18 protein-coding genes are annotated in these 18265 nt (G+C 44.5%); 10 read left to right on the top strand and 8 right to left on the bottom strand.

Annotated elements, in window-relative coordinates; genetic code table 11:
* Position 1: 1 nt before the first annotated feature.
* From RBB12_RS05400 to RBB12_RS05380, 5 genes are all read right to left on the bottom strand, one after another.
* Complete coding sequence (locus RBB12_RS05400; RefSeq protein ID WP_179384133.1) at positions 2–736, bottom strand: rhomboid family intramembrane serine protease; 735 nt, start codon at positions 734–736, stop codon at positions 2–4.
* Positions 737–2587, bottom strand: a complete 1851-nt coding sequence (mutL, locus tag RBB12_RS05395) for a DNA mismatch repair endonuclease MutL (protein WP_306013306.1) — start codon at positions 2585–2587, stop codon at positions 737–739.
* A complete protein-coding gene (locus tag RBB12_RS05390; protein ID WP_293284643.1) occupies positions 2587–2871 on the bottom strand; it encodes a riboflavin synthase subunit beta in 285 nt (94 codons plus the stop codon). The genes mutL and RBB12_RS05390 overlap by 1 nt, the downstream gene beginning before the upstream one ends.
* Before the next feature lie 212 nt (positions 2872–3083).
* Positions 3084–3566 (bottom strand): 6,7-dimethyl-8-ribityllumazine synthase, encoded by a 483-nt coding sequence (ribH, locus tag RBB12_RS05385; RefSeq protein WP_306013307.1) that lies wholly within the window; start codon positions 3564–3566, stop codon positions 3084–3086.
* A 3-nt stretch (positions 3567–3569) separates the two neighbouring features.
* Positions 3570–4331 carry a tetratricopeptide repeat protein gene (locus RBB12_RS05380; RefSeq protein ID WP_293284639.1) on the bottom strand — a complete coding sequence of 254 codons (762 nt, stop codon included), beginning with the start codon at positions 4329–4331 and terminating at the stop codon, positions 3570–3572.
* Between the two features lie 128 nt (positions 4332–4459).
* Here RBB12_RS05380 and recF point away from each other — a divergent pair, with 128 nt between their 5' ends.
* Genes recF through RBB12_RS05365 form a run of 3 tightly spaced genes read left to right on the top strand, consistent with a single transcriptional unit; the run spans position 4460 to position 6262 of the window.
* Positions 4460–5539 (top strand): DNA replication/repair protein RecF, encoded by a 1080-nt coding sequence (gene recF / locus RBB12_RS05375; RefSeq protein ID WP_306013308.1) that lies wholly within the window; start codon positions 4460–4462, stop codon positions 5537–5539.
* Between the two features lie 4 nt (positions 5540–5543).
* Positions 5544–5966, top strand: coding sequence for a hypothetical protein (locus RBB12_RS05370; protein ID WP_306013309.1), 423 nt, complete (start codon positions 5544–5546; stop codon positions 5964–5966).
* Positions 5966–6262, top strand: coding sequence for a DUF721 domain-containing protein (locus RBB12_RS05365; RefSeq protein ID WP_293284633.1), 297 nt, complete (start codon positions 5966–5968; stop codon positions 6260–6262). Before RBB12_RS05370 ends, RBB12_RS05365 begins: the two co-directional genes overlap by 1 nt.
* 431 nt (positions 6263–6693) lie before the next feature.
* Here the strand turns inward: RBB12_RS05365 and RBB12_RS05360 are convergent, their stop codons facing one another.
* Positions 6694–7113: a nucleoside-diphosphate kinase gene (locus RBB12_RS05360; protein ID WP_179384141.1), complete on the bottom strand. Its 420-nt coding sequence runs from the start codon at positions 7111–7113 to the stop codon at positions 6694–6696.
* A gap of 48 nt (positions 7114–7161) precedes the next feature.
* Positions 7162–8196, bottom strand: coding sequence for an alkaline phosphatase D family protein (locus RBB12_RS05355; protein ID WP_306013310.1), 1035 nt, complete (start codon positions 8194–8196; stop codon positions 7162–7164).
* 74 nt (positions 8197–8270) lie between these two features.
* Here RBB12_RS05355 and RBB12_RS05350 point away from each other — a divergent pair, with 74 nt between their 5' ends.
* The 6 genes from RBB12_RS05350 (at position 8271) to RBB12_RS05325 (ending at position 16418) form a co-directional block, all read left to right on the top strand.
* Entirely contained in the window at positions 8271–9287 is a 1017-nt protein-coding gene (locus RBB12_RS05350) for a DHH family phosphoesterase (RefSeq protein WP_306013311.1), read from the top strand.
* Positions 9284–9832: a gliding motility-associated peptidyl-prolyl isomerase GldI gene (gene gldI, locus RBB12_RS05345; protein ID WP_306013312.1), complete on the top strand. Its 549-nt coding sequence runs from the start codon at positions 9284–9286 to the stop codon at positions 9830–9832. Before RBB12_RS05350 ends, gldI begins: the two co-directional genes overlap by 4 nt.
* Before the next feature lie 11 nt (positions 9833–9843).
* Positions 9844–10950, top strand: coding sequence for a peptidylprolyl isomerase (locus tag RBB12_RS05340; RefSeq protein WP_179384145.1), 1107 nt, complete (start codon positions 9844–9846; stop codon positions 10948–10950).
* Between the two features lie 80 nt (positions 10951–11030).
* On the top strand, positions 11031–12113 hold the full coding sequence (locus RBB12_RS05335; protein ID WP_306013313.1) for a DUF3810 domain-containing protein: 1083 nt from the start codon (positions 11031–11033) through the stop codon (positions 12111–12113).
* 50 nt (positions 12114–12163) lie between these two features.
* Positions 12164–15109: an amidohydrolase family protein gene (locus RBB12_RS05330; RefSeq protein ID WP_306013314.1), complete on the top strand. Its 2946-nt coding sequence runs from the start codon at positions 12164–12166 to the stop codon at positions 15107–15109.
* A gap of 10 nt (positions 15110–15119) precedes the next feature.
* A complete protein-coding gene (locus RBB12_RS05325; RefSeq protein ID WP_306013315.1) occupies positions 15120–16418 on the top strand; it encodes an amidohydrolase family protein in 1299 nt (432 codons plus the stop codon).
* A 165-nt stretch (positions 16419–16583) separates the two neighbouring features.
* Here RBB12_RS05325 and RBB12_RS05320 read toward each other — a convergent pair whose 3' ends face one another.
* Positions 16584–17393, bottom strand: a complete 810-nt coding sequence (locus RBB12_RS05320; RefSeq protein WP_306013316.1) for a DUF6503 family protein — start codon at positions 17391–17393, stop codon at positions 16584–16586.
* A gap of 49 nt (positions 17394–17442) precedes the next feature.
* Here RBB12_RS05320 and RBB12_RS05315 point away from each other — a divergent pair, with 49 nt between their 5' ends.
* Positions 17443–18264 carry an RNA methyltransferase gene (locus RBB12_RS05315; protein WP_306013317.1) on the top strand — a complete coding sequence of 274 codons (822 nt, stop codon included), beginning with the start codon at positions 17443–17445 and terminating at the stop codon, positions 18262–18264.
* Position 18265: the final 1 nt, after the last annotated feature.

The raw sequence follows: 18265 nt of genomic DNA, 5'->3' as shown, positions 1-18265 counted from the left end.
ATTAATCCCATCGATTATTGTTGAACTGGTTCTTTTTCCAGTACCACATCATAATAAATCCTATCAATGCTCCGCCAATATGGGCAAAATGTGCCACCCCGGTATTTACATTTCCTATACCGAAAATCAAATCTACGGCAATCAAAATAGGTACAAAATACTTTGCTTTGATCGGGACAGGTAAAAATATCAGCATCAATTTAGCTTCGGAATACATAAAGGCGAAGGCTACCAATATACCATAAATGGCACCGGAAGCGCCTACCGCTGGGGTATTGAAGGCCATCAACATACTATCCACAGTGCTCTTGCCCACAATATCGTACCACCCTGGACTGTATTGTCCGTTGGCAATGATATCCAATACCTGGGTCCGCGCAATTCCAGCTGCTTCCAAGGCACTCATTCCCTCGTTGAACAAAAAGTAGTTCACCCCTGTATGCAATGCAGCAGAGCCCAATCCTGCGGAAAAATAGAAAAACAAAAATTTGTTCTTGCCCCACATTCGCTCCAATGGTGTCCCAAAGGCCCACAGTGCGTACATATTGAAGAGAATATGCATCAGGTTACCATGCATAAACATGTGGGTAACGACCTGCCACCACTCAAAATTCGGATTTTTTGGAAACCATAACGATAGCCATTGGTACATTTGGTCCCCGTATAATTGTGTGGCAAAAAACAGGATCACGTTAATGATCAACAAATGTTTTACTGCCTCGGTCATTCTACCCATCTAGTTGAATTTTTTATCAATATCTCCTTCGGAGATAATGGTATATGTTATTTTTTGAAAAGGGCTCAACGTAGGTTCCTTGCAAGCAAAAAGATTGTTCACCAAAGTCAATTGGGACTCTTGATCCAACACATCTCCCGTGCGAACGGCCAAATTTCTGCTCAGGGCCTTGGCCAACATTTCAGCCTGCGAAATGGAGCCATCGGCAAAGCCTTCCCTATAATCCGAAATCAAACGATCCAATACCGTGCCAATCCCGCTCTCTGGAACCATCATGGGAACGCCTGTCACTTTTACAGTCTCCTCTTCCAAACTTTCAAAAGCAAAGCCAATATTTGTCAGGCTCTCTTCAATTTCCTTCAAAATGGTCAATTCCTGCTTGCTAAAGGTCAGTTCCAACGGAAACAATAGTTGTTGGCTCACACCTTCCTTTACGGTAATCTCGCCCAGAAACTTTTCGAACAAAATGCGCTCGTGGGCCCTATTTTGGTGTATCACCAACATTCCTGACTTCACGGTGCTCACCACATATTTTCTTCGTAGCTGAAAGGTACTGGCCAAATGTTCCTCAACACTTTCTTCGGAATACAACGTACCTTGTGTGTCATTTTCCGATTCGATCACCACACTGCTGAAACCGTCAGCATCACTTTGTTGGCCGAGGCCCTCGTAGAGATTTTCCCAGCCCTTGCTACTCTGTTTTTGAAAACCACCTCCAGAAGGTCTCCTTTTTGCCGTAGTGTCCTCAAACGGATTGAAACTGGCATCCACCGTCACTTTTGGAAGCACGGCTCCCTTTTCTTTATAGGAATAGGGCGTATCCAAATTGGGGTCGTGGTCAAAATCCAAAACTGGGGCCACATTAAATTGCCCCAAGCTATGCTTGATGGTAGACCTTAAAATGGCATATAGTGTGTTTTCATCATCAAACTTTACCTCCGTTTTAGTAGGATGGATGTTGATGTCAATGGATGATGGATCAACCTCAAGAAACAAAAAATATCCAGGATACACATCGGATTTGATCAAACCCTCGAAAGCGGCCACCACGGCGTGATGCAGATAGGGACTTTTAATAAACCGGTTATTGGCAAAGAAAAATTGCTCTCCCCTACTCTTTTTGGCAAACTCCGGTTTGCAGATAAAGCCAGAAATGGTGACCACTTCGGTCTCCTCGTTTACGGGAACCAACCGGCCATCCATTTTACTGCCAAAAATGTGCGCAATACGTTGACGGTGCTTAGCTATGGGCAGATTGAATATTTCCGAACCGTTGTTATAAAAGTGAAATTCGATATTCGGATGTACTAGGGCTACGCGATGGAACTCATCGGTAATATGGCGAAGTTCCACTTGGTCCGACTTTAAAAAATTACGCCGGGCAGGAATATTAAAAAATAAATTTTTGACCGATATGGAGGTGCCTTGAGGAGTGGCCACTACATCTTGGGACACAATTTTGCTGCCCTCAATTTTGATGTGGGTGCCCACTTCGGTGTCTGCCGTACGAGTCTGCATATCCACATGCGCAATGGCGGCAATGGATGCCAATGCCTCTCCTCGAAACCCCTTGGTTTGCAAATTGAACAAATCTTGGGCGGATGATATTTTGGAGGTGGCGTGACGTTCAAAGGAAAGTCGAGCATCCGTTTCACTCATGCCCACGCCATTGTCCACTACTTGAATAAGCGTTTTACCACCGTCCTTAATGATCAATTTAATCGCGGTGGACCCGGCATCAATGGCGTTTTCCAACAGTTCCTTTACCACGGAAGCAGGTCGTTGGACCACTTCCCCTGCGGCTATCTGGTTAGCGACATGGTCCGGTAAAAGTTTAATAATATCCGCCATTATGGATTTAGGAATATTGAAAGGTCAAAATCGATGATAAACAGGAATACCAATACCAACACGGCCACAATGATCCAAAAACGCAGCTTTAGGTTTTTGTCCCCTTCGGTCTGCAAATCGTCCATTGCAGAGGTGACCTTGTTTTTAAGGCCTTTGTTGGCATGTGCTGTAGTCCTGAATTTATCAAGCTTGTGTTCTATTTTATAAGGATTCCCCTCTCCCTTATAATATCTCGGGGAGTAATCGAAGCTCTTGTTTTTTCTAAGTTTTAAAGGGTTTCGCATGGTTTCCTTATCGCTACAACCTCAAAGGTACTCAAAATAGAAAAAAAGGGTCGGACCATCCTCCCAAAAAATGTTAACAGGGAATAAGTTCATGTGCAAGAGGCAAGAATCAAGAGGTGAGAATAGATACTATACAAAGTAGCTCTTGCTTTTGGGGTAATTTGAATATGGAGCTGTTGTATTTTTTGGTCTTAGCTTTTCCCTTGAAAGGGTTATCTGCCCAAAACTGCCATTTGAATGGCCACAATAGCCGCTTCGGTACCCTTGTTGCCGTGTTTGCCGCCACTTCTCGCTCTTGACTGCTCAATGTTGTCGTCGGTCAACACGCAAAAAATTACGGGAACATCGTAAGCCACGTTCAAATCCTTAATGCCTTGTGCGGTGGCACTGCAAACAAAATCAAAGTGACTGGTTTCGCCGCGGATTACACTACCTATGGCAACAACGGCGTCCAGCTTTTCCGTTTGGATCATTTTCTTGCATCCAAATGTCAGTTCAAAGCTACCGGGCACATTCCATCGCAGAATATGTTCAGGCAGCGCCCCGCAGTCCAAAAGTGCCTCTTTGGCTCCTTGGGCCAGCGCCTCGGTTATCTCACCGTTCCATTCAGAAACAACAATCCCAAACCGAAGGTCCTTCGCGTTTGGGATTTTGCTTTTATCGTAAACGGATAAGTTTTTGTTCTCTGTGGCCATCTTTTAGTTTTGCGCCAATCCAATAAGGGCGTCAACACCATTGGCTTCCTGTGAATCTGGATATTCTTCCTTAATCCTTTCAAAAAATTCCAATGCCTTTGCTTTTTCGTTCAAGTCCAAGGCAACTACTCCTGCCTTGTACAAGAATCGTGGGGCGGTAAATTCGTTGTCGCTATGCGCAATGGCCTTCTCGTAGTAATCCAAGGCATCTTCGGGCTGGTTCAATTGGGAAAATGCATCACCAATGCCTCCCTTTGCCATGGCTCCCATGATATCGTCATCGGATGAGAAACTTTCCAAATGCTCAATGGCCAAATCGTACTGTTTCAAATTCAGGTAGGTCATCCCAGCCGAGTACTTGGCCAAGTTGGCCGCTTTGGTACCGCTGTATTCCTCCATAATGTCCAAGAAACCGTATTTTCCCTGCGCACCGTTCAATGCCAAGGTGAACAACGAGTCCCTCTGGGTCTCACTGGCCAAAGCCTGATCAAAATATTGTTGAGGATAAAAAAGTTCGTTTGCAGCGGAAGCCTCTTTCGGATTTTGGATGAATTGATGGTAACCCAAATAGGCCAAAACACCGATAGCTACCACTCCGATAACGCCCAAAATGTAGTTTTGGTTCTTTTGAACCCATGCTTCGGTCTTGGAAGCACTTTCGTCCAACGTATTGAATACTTCGGCCGTAGTACTATCGTGTTCCTCTAGCTGAGCTTCCTCTTCCTTATTTTTTGGCTTAAAGCCTCTCTTCTTGTATGTTGCCATCCGTCATTTAATTGGTCGCGCAAAAATAAAGTTTTTATCCAAAACCAAAAGCTAATTTATTCGTTATTTTTGGATTCCCGTTTTTGATGGGCCACCTTTTAACCCCAAATTTGTTTCTCACGGTTTTTATGTTTTTAAGACATTTATCCTTAGTCAATTACAAGAATTTTGATTCCAAGACCTTGGAATTCGACCCGGTAATCAACTGTTTGGTGGGCGATAACGGGGTGGGCAAGACCAATGTTTTGGACTCCATTTACCACTTGTGCTTTGGCAAGAGCTACTTTAATCCCGTCTCTACGCAAAACATAAAACACGATACCGATTTTTTTGTGGTTGAAGGGGAGTTTGAGAAACAAGGACGGACCGAAAAAATATTATGCTCCTTTAAAAAAGGGACTAAAAAAGTGATCAAACGGAATGGAAAACCCTATGAAAAGTTTTCGGAACACATCGGCTTTTTGCCATTGGTCATCATTTCCCCTTCGGACCGTGACCTGATTTTAGAGGGCAGCGAGACCCGCAGAAAGTTTATGGATGGGGTCATTTCCCAATCGGATAAGGTGTATCTACACAACCTCATCAAATACAACAAGGTAGTTTCGCAGCGGAATTCCCTGCTCAAATATTTTGCCGCCAATCGAACGTTTGATAAGGACACCTTGAGCATTTACAATGAGCAAATGCAAACCTTAGGAACGGCCATCCACGAAAAGAGGGTAGCTTTTATTGAAGCTTTCTTGCCTATTTTCAAGGAACAATACCACAACATTTCGGAGAAGGACGAGCAAATCGACCTCACCTATGATAGCCAATTGACGGATGATTCCCTTTTGGACCTATTGGAAAAAAATATTGAGAAAGACCGTGCCCTTCAATACACATCGGTGGGGGTGCACAAGGACGACCTTAGCTTTACGATTGCAGGCCATCCCATCAAAAAATTTGGCAGCCAAGGCCAGCAAAAATCATTTTTGATTGCCTTAAAACTCGCTCAGTTTCATTTCATCAAGCAACTGGCGGATACCACTCCCATATTACTGTTGGATGATATTTTTGACAAACTGGATGAAAATCGGGTGTCCCATATCGTGGGATTGGTAAAGGATGAAAACTTTGGTCAGATCTTTATTAGCGATACCCATGCCGACCGTACCGAAAATGTGGTCAAGAACATCCATCAGAGTTATAAAATTTTTACCTTGTAGCATCATGCGAAGAATCCTTTTCATTTTGGTTATTTTGATGTTGTGGCGTTGTGGTAATCCGTCCGTGAACCCAGATGATTTGCATTATTTGAATGGGTATTGGGAAATTTCGGAAGTAGAATTCCCCAACGGAGCCATCAAGGAATATGGCATCAATCCTACTATCGATTTTATTCAAATAGAGGATGGAAAGGGATTCCGAAAAAAACTAAAGCCCCGATTTGATGGCACTTATGACACGTCAAAAGATGTGGAAAGCCTTTCTACTGCCACCACCAATGGCAGCATCCTGCTACGGTATTCAACCCCGTTGAGCGAATGGGAAGAAAAATTGGTACAGCTCGACTCCCTATCTTTTTCTGTGGTCAACGACGAAGGGGTGACCTACCGATATAATCGTTTTGAACCCATAAAAATTCCGCAATAATGGCCAAAAGACACAGTTCACATATCCCGTTAAGCGAAGCTTTGAGCGAGTTTATACAGGAAAACAAGCTGCAAAAGGGCATGGACAGGGTAAATGCACGTGATGCCTGGTCGAGCCTCATGGGAAACGGGGTAAACAACTACACCACCAGTGTGGAGTTGAAGAATGAAACCTTATATGTGTCTTTATCGTCTTCTGTGCTACGAGAGGAATTGAGTTTGGGCAAATCCAAGATCATTAAAATGATCAATGAAGAGTTGGGCAAGGAATTGGTGAAAAAACTGGTGTTACGGTAAAATGCGTCATGCTGAACTCGATTTAGCATCTCATCTTCAATATAAATTCAGTGTTATGCTTTGACTAGGCTCAGTTTCCGCACGGAATGACAATGTAGATTTCTCACTTACGTTCGAAATGACAAAAAAACGTCATGCTGAACTCGATTCAGCATCTCATCCTTAACATAGATTCAGCATTGTGCTTCGACTACGCTCAGCTTCCGTACAGAATGACAATGTAGATTTCTCACCTACGTTCGAAATGACAATAAGAACCCTGAGTCGTTTCGAGTGAGCGAAGCGACGAGAAATCCAACGTTGTTCATCAAACTGAATCCGCTTGCCAGTAATGGTTTTTTTCTAGATTTAACTCTTTTGGATTCCTAAATAACTACCAAAAAAAAGCCACCTGGATAGGTGGCTCTCTTAAAAAATATGTTGAGTATCGATTAGTAGATTTCCCTTCCAGAGAAGTGGAAAGCACCTTCGATAGCTGCGTTTTCATCGCTATCGGAACCGTGTACTGCATTTTCACCAATGCTGGCAGCATACAATTTTCTGATGGTGCCCTCGGCAGCCTCAGCTGGATTGGTGGCACCGATCAGTGCACGGAAATCATCCACGGCATTGTCTTTTTCCAAGATGGCTGCTACAATGGGACCTCTGGTCATAAACTCCACCAATTCACCAAAAAACGGACGCTCTTTGTGGATGGCATAGAATATTTCGGCATCCCTCTTGCTCAACTGTGTGTACTTCATGGCCACAATCTTAAATCCAGCAGCCGTAATTTTATCCAAAATTGCGCCAATGTACCCGTTTTCAACGGCATCAGGCTTAATCATGGTAAATGTTCTATTTCCAGTCATTTTTTAAATTTTGCGCAAACTTACGCTTTTTCGACCAAGGTACAAGGCTCAATAGCGTTGTTTTAACTCTTGCAGCACCTCTCCATTATCACCCATCATCCTAAATTCCGCCGCTTTATCCTGTATGTAGAGGTTAATGATTCCATAGCTTTTGTCTGACACCACCTCACCTACCCGATGTTGGTTCGGCTCCCCACTAAAGCTGGAATAGGAATGGGTAAGTCCGCTGCTGGTAAAGTCGATCAATGGATACGAAAGACCCGCAATATCGGTCTTGGAGAATTCCGAAATGTGTCGGTCACCCGACAAAAGTACCACACCCTTAGCCCCTGATTGGGCAATCAGACTTTCCAGTTTTTTAACTTCCAAGGGGAAGTTGCCCCAGGTCTCAAACCCATGTTCTCCTGACAGCACTTGAATACTGGACATAATCAAATTGAAATCGGCTTCAGATTGGTTCAGTTCATTCTCCAACCATTGCCATTGTTTTGCTCCCAAAATGGTAGCTGTGGAGTCCATGGTGGGTTCATAACGCCTTTGGGCATCATCACTTTTGATGAGATCACTTCTAAAATATCGGGTATCCAGCACTATAATTTTCACTTTTCCAGAGGGCAGCTCGTACTCATGGGAAGCATATACCCCTTCTTGATTCCTCCGTTCACTGTCCGCAGGAACATCCATAAAGTCCAAAAACACTTGCTGGCTCTCGGCCTTAATGGCAAAATCGGCCCCTCCATCGTTCACTCCAAAATCATGGTCGTCCCAAGTTCCAATCACCGGCACTTCCTTTTTCAATTCCGCATAGCCTGCAACCGTATCCTGCATGGCATAAATAGCCTTTAGTCGTTCCACGTCATCGGTATCGGCATAAACGATATCTCCGCCCCAAATCCAAACATCGGGTTGTTGTGCCACAATATCGTCCCAAAACAGGTTGGGTTCCTGCGACATGTTACAAGAGCCAAAAGCTACCACAAAATCGGGGGCTGTCTTTACTTGGGTCGCTTCTTGTTTTTCGGTTTTTTGTTTGCAGGCGGATAGCAGAAGTACTGCTGCCAGCAAGGTGTAAAATTGTTTCATGATGTATTTTTTCCGAACCAAAAATACGGATAAACCAAGTTACCTCTATATTATATTATTGTATATTTGGCCGCATGAATTCAGCGGATATCACTACAGTAAAGTCCATTCTTTCCAAGCCCCAAAAGATTGCCATCATCCCTCACAGAAACCCCGATGGGGATGCCATGGGCTCTTGTTTGGCACTCCACGGCTTTTTGAGCAAAAAGGGACATACCGTGGCGGTAATTGCTCCCAACGACTACCCTAAATTCCTCAAGTGGATGCCCGGCAACGATTCCGTTATCAATTTTGAGCGGGAAAATCCAAAGGCAAAGGAAGTGATTGATACGGCGACTGTAATTTTTACCTTGGATTTTAACGATTTGTCCCGCGTAGGACAGATGGAAAGCATACTGCAAGAAGCCAAGGCCGATTTTATTATGATCGACCATCACCAGCAACCCAGCGACTATGCAAAGGTGACCTATTCCGATGTAACCATGAGCTCTACCTGCGAGATGGTGTACAACTTTATCGATTTTTTGGGAGAAACAGACCAAATTGATGCCGATATCGCTACCAATTTATATACGGGCATTATGACGGACACAGGGTCTTTTAAATATCGTTCCACCTCCAGCAAAACACACCGCGTTGTAGCTGAACTGATTGACAAGGGAGCGGACAATATGGAAATCCACCGGGAGGTTTTTGATACCAACTCTCCATCCCGATTGCATTTGTTGGGCGTTGCACTGAGCAATATGGTTATTTTGCCCGAATACCGGACGGCATACATCACCCTGACACAGGATGAGCTGGACCAATATGACTTTAAAAAAGGGGATACCGAAGGGTTCGTAAATTATGGACTAACTTTGGAGGGCATTATTTTCGCGTTGATTTTTATTGAACATCGTGAAGAAGGCATTATCAAGATCTCGTTGCGCTCCGTCGGTGACTTTTCCGTTAACGAATTTGCCCGTGCGCACTTTAACGGGGGCGGACACAACAATGCCGCTGGCGGAAGAAGTGAGCTTGGCATGGAAGAGACCATAGCCCGTTTCAATGAAATCTTGAAATCCTATAAAAACAAATTGAATCCATGAGGTATTGTACCGCGTTGCTGTTGATGGTATTAGTGATAGGCTGTGGAGGACCGGAGCCAAGAAGACCCGTAGAAGTCAAATCGGGCAGTTTTTACAAGGAATCCATAGAACGCACCAAAAAGTTGTTGGCCGAAGAAGAAAAGGCCATCCGCAACATTATGGAGCAGGATACCGTACACGAATACCTTTCCAGTTCCAATGGCTTTTGGTACTTTTATGAAACCAAAAACGATACGGCCACTTATCAATTAAAAACAGGCGACCAAATCTTGTTTTCCTATAATTTGATGACCTTGGGCAACGATACCATCTACACGGCTGAGGAAATCGGACCGAAATCCCATGTAATCGACAAGCAGCAATTGTTCCCTGGGCTTCAAAATGCGGTGAAACTGCTTAAAATCAATGAAAAAGCCACATTTTTGTTCCCCTCTCCCCTCGCCTACGGCTATCAAGGGGACAACAAGGCCATTGGCCCCAAAACACCTTTAAAATCATCCGTAGAATTACACACCATAATCATAGATAACGACAGTTTAAACTAAAACCATAACAAATGAAAAAACTATTTTACATCATACCCTTATTTCTCCTGGTGATCATAGGATGCAAATCGAGCAAATATGCCGATTTGGGCGACGGTATTTTTGCCGACATCCAGACGACCAAAGGGGACATCATCATCCAATTGGAATACAAAAAAACCCCGGTCACCGTTGCCAATTTTGTATCCTTGGCCGAGGGCAAGAATCCTTTTGTAAGCGATGAATACAAGGATAAAAAATTCTATGACGGTATTATTTTCCACCGGGTCATCAAAGATTTTATGATTCAAGGTGGTGACCCAACAGGTTCAGGTAGTGGCAATATTGGCTATACGTTTAAGGATGAATTCAACGATTCCTTGCGCCACTCCAAAAAAGGAATCCTATCCATGGCCAACAGAGGTCCTAAAACCAACAGCAGCCAATTCTTTATCACCCATAAAGCTACCCCGTGGTTGGATGGCAAGCACACCGTTTTCGGGGAAGTGGTAGCAGGAATGGATGTGGTCGATTCCATTGCCAATGTAAAAACCGGTCAGCGCGACAAGCCCGCCACCGATGTGGTAATGAACCACGTGGAAATTGTTCGCAACGGCAAAGAGGCAAGACAATTTGATGCCGTTAAAATCATGAGCGACTACTTTGAGGAGGCCAAGGCGGAAGAGGAAGCCTTTAAAAAAATGAAGGAAGATTTGGTAGCTCAGTTCAACGAACAAATCAACGAGGCAGAAGAAACTTCAAGCGGACTTCGCATTCTAAGTTTGAAGGAAGGTGAAGGCGAAGAGCCCAAAGTGGGACAAATGGTAATGGTAAACTACGCCGGTTGGTTGTTCAATGGTGAGCTGTTCGATAGTAACATTCAAGAGGTTGCGGAAAAATTCAATCAATTGAATCCGGGCAGAAGAGATCAGGGCGGTTACCGACCATTCCCTATGTCCTACAGCCCAGATGCACAGCTAGCCGCTGGTTTCCGTGAAGGGTTGTTGACCATGAAGGTCGGAGACAAAGTACGTTTGTTCATTCCACCACATTTGGGATATGGAGAAAACGACTACGGCCCCATTCCAGGAGGTTCTACCTTGGTTTTTGACGTAGAAATTGTTGGAATCCAAGAATAACGACACTACAACATCACACAAAAAGCCGTACTTTTCGTGCGGCTTTTTTATTGCCCTAACAAATTTGCCTTTCTTGTTCCATGCGACAAAAAACCAAGACCATCATTGCCATCGCACTCCCGATTCAAGTCGTATTGGTCCAATGGATAGGGAGTAATCCCCAATTTGTGGAAGATTATTATAGCAATGGTCTATACCTTTACATTTCAAGCTTTTTGAGAATTGTATTTGGTTGGATTCCGTTTTCGATGGGGGATATCATCTACACCGCGCTTGGTATCTTGGCCATCCGGTTTGTTTATAAAAACTGGAAAACCATCACAAAGAAGCCGCTACTTTTCTTAAAGGATATTGTCGTAGTGCTTTCCCTTGTGTTTTTTGCATTCCACCTACTTTGGGGCATGAACTATCATAGACAACCCATCACTTGGAAACTTGGGATAGAGCAGGAATATACGGTTGACGAGCTGGTGGAGTTTACTCGGTATATCGTAACCCAAACCAATCAATATCAACATGAAATTACTGGAGATACCATTTCGCCAGTACATATCCCCTATTCCAAATCGGAAATATTTACCAAAACGGAAGAGGCCTACGACAACTTTGCAAAGCAATACCCAGATTTCGGGTTTGAGTATCACAGCTTAAAATCATCCATTTATAGCGTACCCCTAACTTTTATGGGCTATGGGGGATACCTGAACCCCTTTACGAACGAAGCCCAAGTGAACGGGATTACGCCCAAGTTCAGATTACCAACGGTGAGTTGTCACGAAGTGGGACACCAATTGGGTTATTCTGCGGAAGGAGCAACCAATTTTATCGGTTTTTTGGTGGCTTCGGAAAGTGACGATTCATATTTTAAGTATTCCGCCTATAACCATGCTTTGGGGTATTGCTTAACGGACCTATTTTACAAAGATGAGGAGCGGTACAATGAGATAGTGGCCACCATCAACATGGGGGTCAAAGAAAATTTTAATGAATTACGCGATTTTTGGGAAAAATATGAGAATCCAATGGAACCTATCTTTAAATCCGTGTTCAACACATTTTTAAAGGTGAACAACCAAAAAGAAGGCATCAAAAGTTACAATGGCGTCGTAGGACTCATGATCAACCACCGAAAACAGCAGATGGGTCACCTTTCAAACTTGTAGAGTCCTCTAAGTTAGGTTATATTTAGTGCGACTAATTCAATTTAAACCCTATGAAACTTAAACTTTTAGCGCTGCTTTTCTTCATGGGCAGTGTTTCTTTGTTGGCACAGGATTACTTTCCGATAAACGACGGTGTCAAAGCAAAGAAAAACAACAATTACATGGCATTCACCAATGCCAAGATCTATGTAACCCCTACCCAGGTCATCGACAAGGGTACGCTGCTCATTCAAAATGGCAAAGTGGTACAAGTGGGGAAATCCGTGAACATTCCCAAGAATGCGGTCGTGGAGGACCTTAGCGGAAAATCCATCTACCCATCATTTATCGATATTTACTCAGGCTTTGGGGTAAAACTTCCCGAAGAGGCCAGAGGAGGCGGTAGGTCTGCACAATATGAGCCATCGAGAGAGGGCTTTTACTGGAACGACCATATTATGCCAGAGAATGATGCCATCAATAACTTTTCGTATGATGCCAAAGCGGCCAAAGAGCTCAGAAATGCGGGATTTGGTGCTATCAATGCCCATATCGAGGACGGTATCGCCAGAGGAACCGGACTATTGGTTGCTTTGAACGATGAAGCTTCCGAAGCACAACGCATACTTTCCGATAGGTCGGCACAATATTTCTCTTTTGAAAAAAGTAGGGCCTCACGTCAGTCCTACCCAAGTTCCCTAATGGGTGCCATGGCCCTTATGCGCCAGGTGTATTACGACATGGACTGGTACAGCAAAGGCAATGTAGATACCAAGGACCGTTCCTTGGAAGCATTGATCGCCAACCAAGGCCTCACCCAAATTTATGCCGCTGGTGACAATGGCAATGTGTTGCGAGCCGATAAAATCGGCGACCTTTTCGGGATTCAGTATACCATTTTGGCCGGAGGCGATGAATATGAGCGCATCGATGACATTAAGGCAACCAATGCCAAACTGATCTTGCCGCTCAATTTCCCGGATGCCTTTGATGTATCCAACCCTTACGAAGCAAAATACATTGCTTTGAAAGACATGAGACATTGGAACTTGGCGCCATCAAACCCAAAAGTGTTGGCAGACAATGGCGTGGAGTTCTCCATAACCCTTCATGGCCTGAAATCACCAAAGGATTTGAAAGAAAAAATCATGAAGGCCATTACTTACGGACTTTCCAAAACCAAAGCTTTGGAAGCCTTGACGACTGTTCCCGCACAAATTTTAGGGAAATCGAACGAAATAGGCACCCTTCAAGCAGGAAGCCAAGCCAACTTCTTGATTACTTCAGGTGACCTATTTGACAAAGGAACCACCCTCTACGAAAACTGGGTACAGGGCACCAAAAATATTATAGAAAGCATGGACGTAATCGACATTCGCGGTGATTATGACCTTGCTGTCAACGGCACCACCTACAAAGTTTCCTTGACCGGAGATGCCAGTAAGCCAAAGGCAGAAATCAAAAAAGGAGATACAACCGTAGATTCCAAGATAGATTATTCCGCTGATTGGCTGAACATTTCCTTTAGCGAGGACAATGTGGGTTCTTACCGAATGGTGGCCCAAGTAATGCCAAACACTAAGACCATTAAAGGAAATGTAGTGCTGCCGAATGGCGACGAAACATCGGCAACTTTGACTCAGACCGCTGGGTTCGAGGAGAAGGCCAAAGATGAAAAGCAAGCCGAAAAGCCAGAGCTTATCGCACTAACCTATCCGAATGTGGGCTATGGATACAAGACCAAGCCAAAGCAGGAGGATATGCTCTTCAAGAACGCTACGGTTTGGACCGGTGAAAGCATTTTGGAAAATACGGATGTCCTCATCAAAAAAGGAAAGATTGCCAAAATAGGCAAAGACCTTCGTGCTGGTGGCGCTACTGTTGTGGATGCAACGGGCAAGCACCTAACCGCAGGAATCATTGACGAGCATACGCATATCGCGGCCCTTTCCATCAACGAGGGCGGTCAAAACTCATCCGCCGAAGTGCATATGGAGGATGTGGTAGACCCCAAGGACATGGACATTTACCGCAACTTGGCCGGTGGTGTGACCACAGCCCAATTATTGCACGGTTCCGCCAACCCGATTGGAGGACAATCAGCCATTTTACGATTTAAGTGGGGCGAAAATGCCGAAGGATTGATTTTCGAAAACTCACCCAAGTTCATCAAGTTTGCCTTGGGCGAGAACGTAAAGCAATCCAACTGGGGCAGTTATTCCCGTTTCCCACAGACCAGAATGGGTGTGGAGCAGGTCTACACGGATTACTTCCAACGCGCCAAAGAATACGATGAGTTGAAAAAGAGTGGACAACCCTACCGCTACGATGAGGAGATGGAAACCTTGGCGGAAATTTTGAATGGGGAACGTTTCATTTCTTGCCACTCCTACGTACAAAGTGAAATCAACATGATGATGAAGGTGGCTGAAAAATTTGGCTTCCGCGTCAACACGTTCACCCACATCTTGGAAGGCTACAAAGTAGCCGATAAAATGGCCGAACACGGTGTTGGAGGGGGAACCTTTAGCGACTGGTGGGCCTACAAATACGAAGTAAACGACGCCATTCCATACAACGCAGCCATCATGACAAGTCAAGGGGTGACCGTGGCCATCAACAGTGATGACGCCGAGATGTCGAGAAGGTTGAACCAAGAAGCCGCCAAAACGGTAAAATATGGTGGCATGTCAGAAATTGAAGCTTGGAAAACAGTCACTTTGAACCCAGCCAAGTTGTTGCATTTGGATGACCGCGTAGGTAGCATCGAAGAAGGCAAGGATGCCGATGTGGTACTTTGGACGGACCATCCACTTTCGATTTACGCCAAAGCCGAAAAAACCTTGGTGGAAGGAGCGGTTTATTTTGACTTGGAAAAAGATAAAATGATGAGGGAGTCGGTCAAAAAAGAGCGAAATAAGCTGATTGGCATGATGCTGAACGAGAACAAAAAGGGAGGTGACTCCCGAACTCCGGTTCAGAGCAAGAAAGAACGATTTGAATGTGACACCCTTTAAAAAATAAGACATGAAAAAAATAATCTTAATCATAACATTAGTTTTTGGGGTCACATTGAACGCACAGCAGACCCCTGCCCCACCTCAATCGGAGCAAGTTGCCATTATTGGTGCAACGGCCCATATTGGTAACGGAGAGGTCATAGAGAATTGTACCATCATTTTTAATGATGGAAAGATTACCGCCATCGGTGCCGGTTTAACGGCGCCCACAGAAGGCACCACGATCAATGCCGAAGGCAAACACGTGTATCCAGGATTTATCGCACCCTCCAAATCATTGGGATTGGTAGAGGTTGACGCGGTGAGAGCTAGTGACGATCAGGACGAAATCGGGGAAATGATTCCCCATGTTCGTAGTTTGATTGCTTACAATGCAGAATCGAAAGTAGTGGAAAGTATGCGTCCCAATGGTGTTCTCATAGGACAAATCACTCCTCAGGGTGGCACCATTTCGGGAACCTCCAGTATTGTACAGTTTGATGCGTGGAACTGGGAGGATGCAGCTTTAAAAACAGATGATGGTATTCACATGAACTGGCCCAATTTCTTTAGAAGGGGTCGTTGGTGGGCCGGTGAGGAAAGAGGGTTTATTCCTAATAAGGAGTATGCCAAGGAAATGGATGATATTAAAATGTTTTTCCAGAATTCCATCGCCTACGGAAAAACCGGAGCGGGTGATAAAAATTTGCCCTTTGCGGCCATGCAAGGACTTTTTGATGGGTCCCAGCGTCTCTACATCCATGCCGATGGCGAAAAGGAAATGACCGATGCCGTTACGCTAGCCAAGAACATGGGCGTGAAAAATGTGGTCATCGTGGGCGGTTACCGCGCCAATAAAATCGCTGGATTCCTAAAGGAACACAACATTCCAGTTTTGGTTAACGTAACCCACTCTTTGCCCGAGTTTGATGATGATGATTACGATTTGACCTATAAATTACCCAAGTTATTGGTGGATGCCGGATTATTGGTGGCCATTCAGAATGAGGATATGGCCAATTTCCAAACCCGAAACATGGCGTTTTACGCAGGACAGACCGTGGCGCAGGGATTGGACAAAGAAACCGCTTTACAATTGATTACGGGCAATACCGCAAAAATTTTGGGTATTGACGATATGTACGGAACCTTGGAAGAAGGGAAAAGCGCCACTTTGTTCATCTCCGAAGGAGATGCTTTGGACATGCGCACCAACAAACTCTCCAAGGCCTATATTGATGGCAGGGACATTTCGTTGGAAACCCACCAGACCGAACTTTGGAAACGGTACATGGGCAAATATGAAAGACAACAGGAGGGCCAATAGGTCTCGGAAATAGAAGAGAGGCTGTCTGAAAAGTATTGAAACACGTCATTCTGAATTCATTTCAGAATCTCACCATACTGATAAACAAATCATTATGAGAACCTGAAACAAGTTCAGGTTGACAAAAACTGACTTTTTAGATAGCCTTTTTTTTCATGTTCCCTTTTAATTCATTTGGATGGATACATACTCCCCTGCTTCAGGTTTGGCATAAAACGCATCAGGTTTTGATTTACCATCAAGTGTAACCTCCTCAAAGGTCACGGAATTAACAGGTTCCAATATAGTTCTTCCCTTGTACTTGTGCCAGGTGATGGTCTTTGGCAGCATTAAGCCATTAACCTCTTGCCAATCACCATAATTGATCCATTTCACGTTGTCGGAGCTTTCTCCTGAGCGGTACGTCACCGTGTACCCCAACCAAGCCATTTGATGGGTGTCTGGATCAAAATGAATAAAATATTCGTCCTTGGACGATGCCCCTACTCCAGATTCATAGGCTATTTGGATTCCAGGGTATTTCTTTCCTTCATATTCCAAATCGGGCGCGGCGGAATAGACAATGCCGTCATCGGCCAACACAAAGGGCATGGCATAAAAGTAGAACATCAAATTATGATAAAAGCCCACATCACCTTCGTACTTTCCACTGCCATTCATGAGCCAAGCCTGTTCCCCATCAAAACCCATGGAAAATTGTTCGGTATCGATTCTGTCCTTTCTGGACCAAAGGTCAATGGTATGGGTTTCGGGCATATTAGGCTTGGGAATCACGTAGGACATTGTGCGTTGTGCTTTCCACTGTGTCAAGCCACCATGCGCCTCAAACACCTTTGCGAGTGCATCGGGATAAACAGTTTCACTTTTCATGCTCTCCTGAACCTCGGTTACCGGAGCTTCGTTTGTTTCGTTTTTAGCTTCTTGTTTGCAGGCAACAAGGCCCAACAAAAACAAAAAAACAGTTAATTTGTTCATGGTCTAGGTTTTAACACTTGGTCGAAAACCCCTTTCAATAATTACAGGAATGGCTATTTTTACCATGCCTATGGAAGCCAAAGTAATCAGTAGTGCCCAAAATCCGTTGATTAAAAAAATCCTACTGCTCAAGGAGAAATCCCGCGAACGCAGAAAGAATGGGCTTTTTGTTGTGGAAGGTCAGCGTGAAATTGAATTGGCCCTAAAAGGAGGTTACCGATTGCAAACCCTTCTTTTTTGCCCAGAAATTATGGGTTCCGTTTCCATTGGGGCATTTACTGCCCAATCAAACCCAGAAATGGTACAGGTTTCCGAAAGTGTTTACGGCAAAATCGCACATCGGGCCACTACGGAAGGCCTTCTGGGCATCATGGAATCCAAAGATCATGGATTGGAGCACATTTCCTTTTCCAGTACATCACCTTTGGTGTTGGTTGCCGAAGCTCCCGAAAAGCCGGGCAATATTGGCGCCCTGCTGCGAACTGCCGATGCGGCTGCCGTAGATGCCGTTTTGATTGCAAATCCCAAATCCGACCTGTATAGTCCAAACATTATCCGTTCCAGCGTGGGTTGTCTGTTTACCAACCAAATTGGCGTAGGAACCACGGACGAGATCATTGCTTTTTTACAAACCAACCAAATCAAAATTTACTGTGCTGCCTTAACCGCTTCCAAAAATTATGTGGACTGTGATTTTAAAGCCGCTTCGGCCCTAGTGATGGGTACCGAGGCTACTGGATTGACCGAAAAATGGCTTCAAAATTCCGACCAAAACATCATTATACCGATGCAAGGAGAAATAGACTCCATGAATGTTTCGGTATCCGCTGCAATACTTATATTTGAGGCGAAGCGCCAGCGCGGATTTTAAG

It is taken from the genome of Allomuricauda sp. MMSF_3307 (assembly GCF_030733585.1).
Lineage (GTDB): Bacteria > Bacteroidota > Bacteroidia > Flavobacteriales > Flavobacteriaceae > Flagellimonas.
Note: the sequence above shows the minus strand (reverse complement) of the source record. Positions and strands in the feature narration are given on the sequence as shown.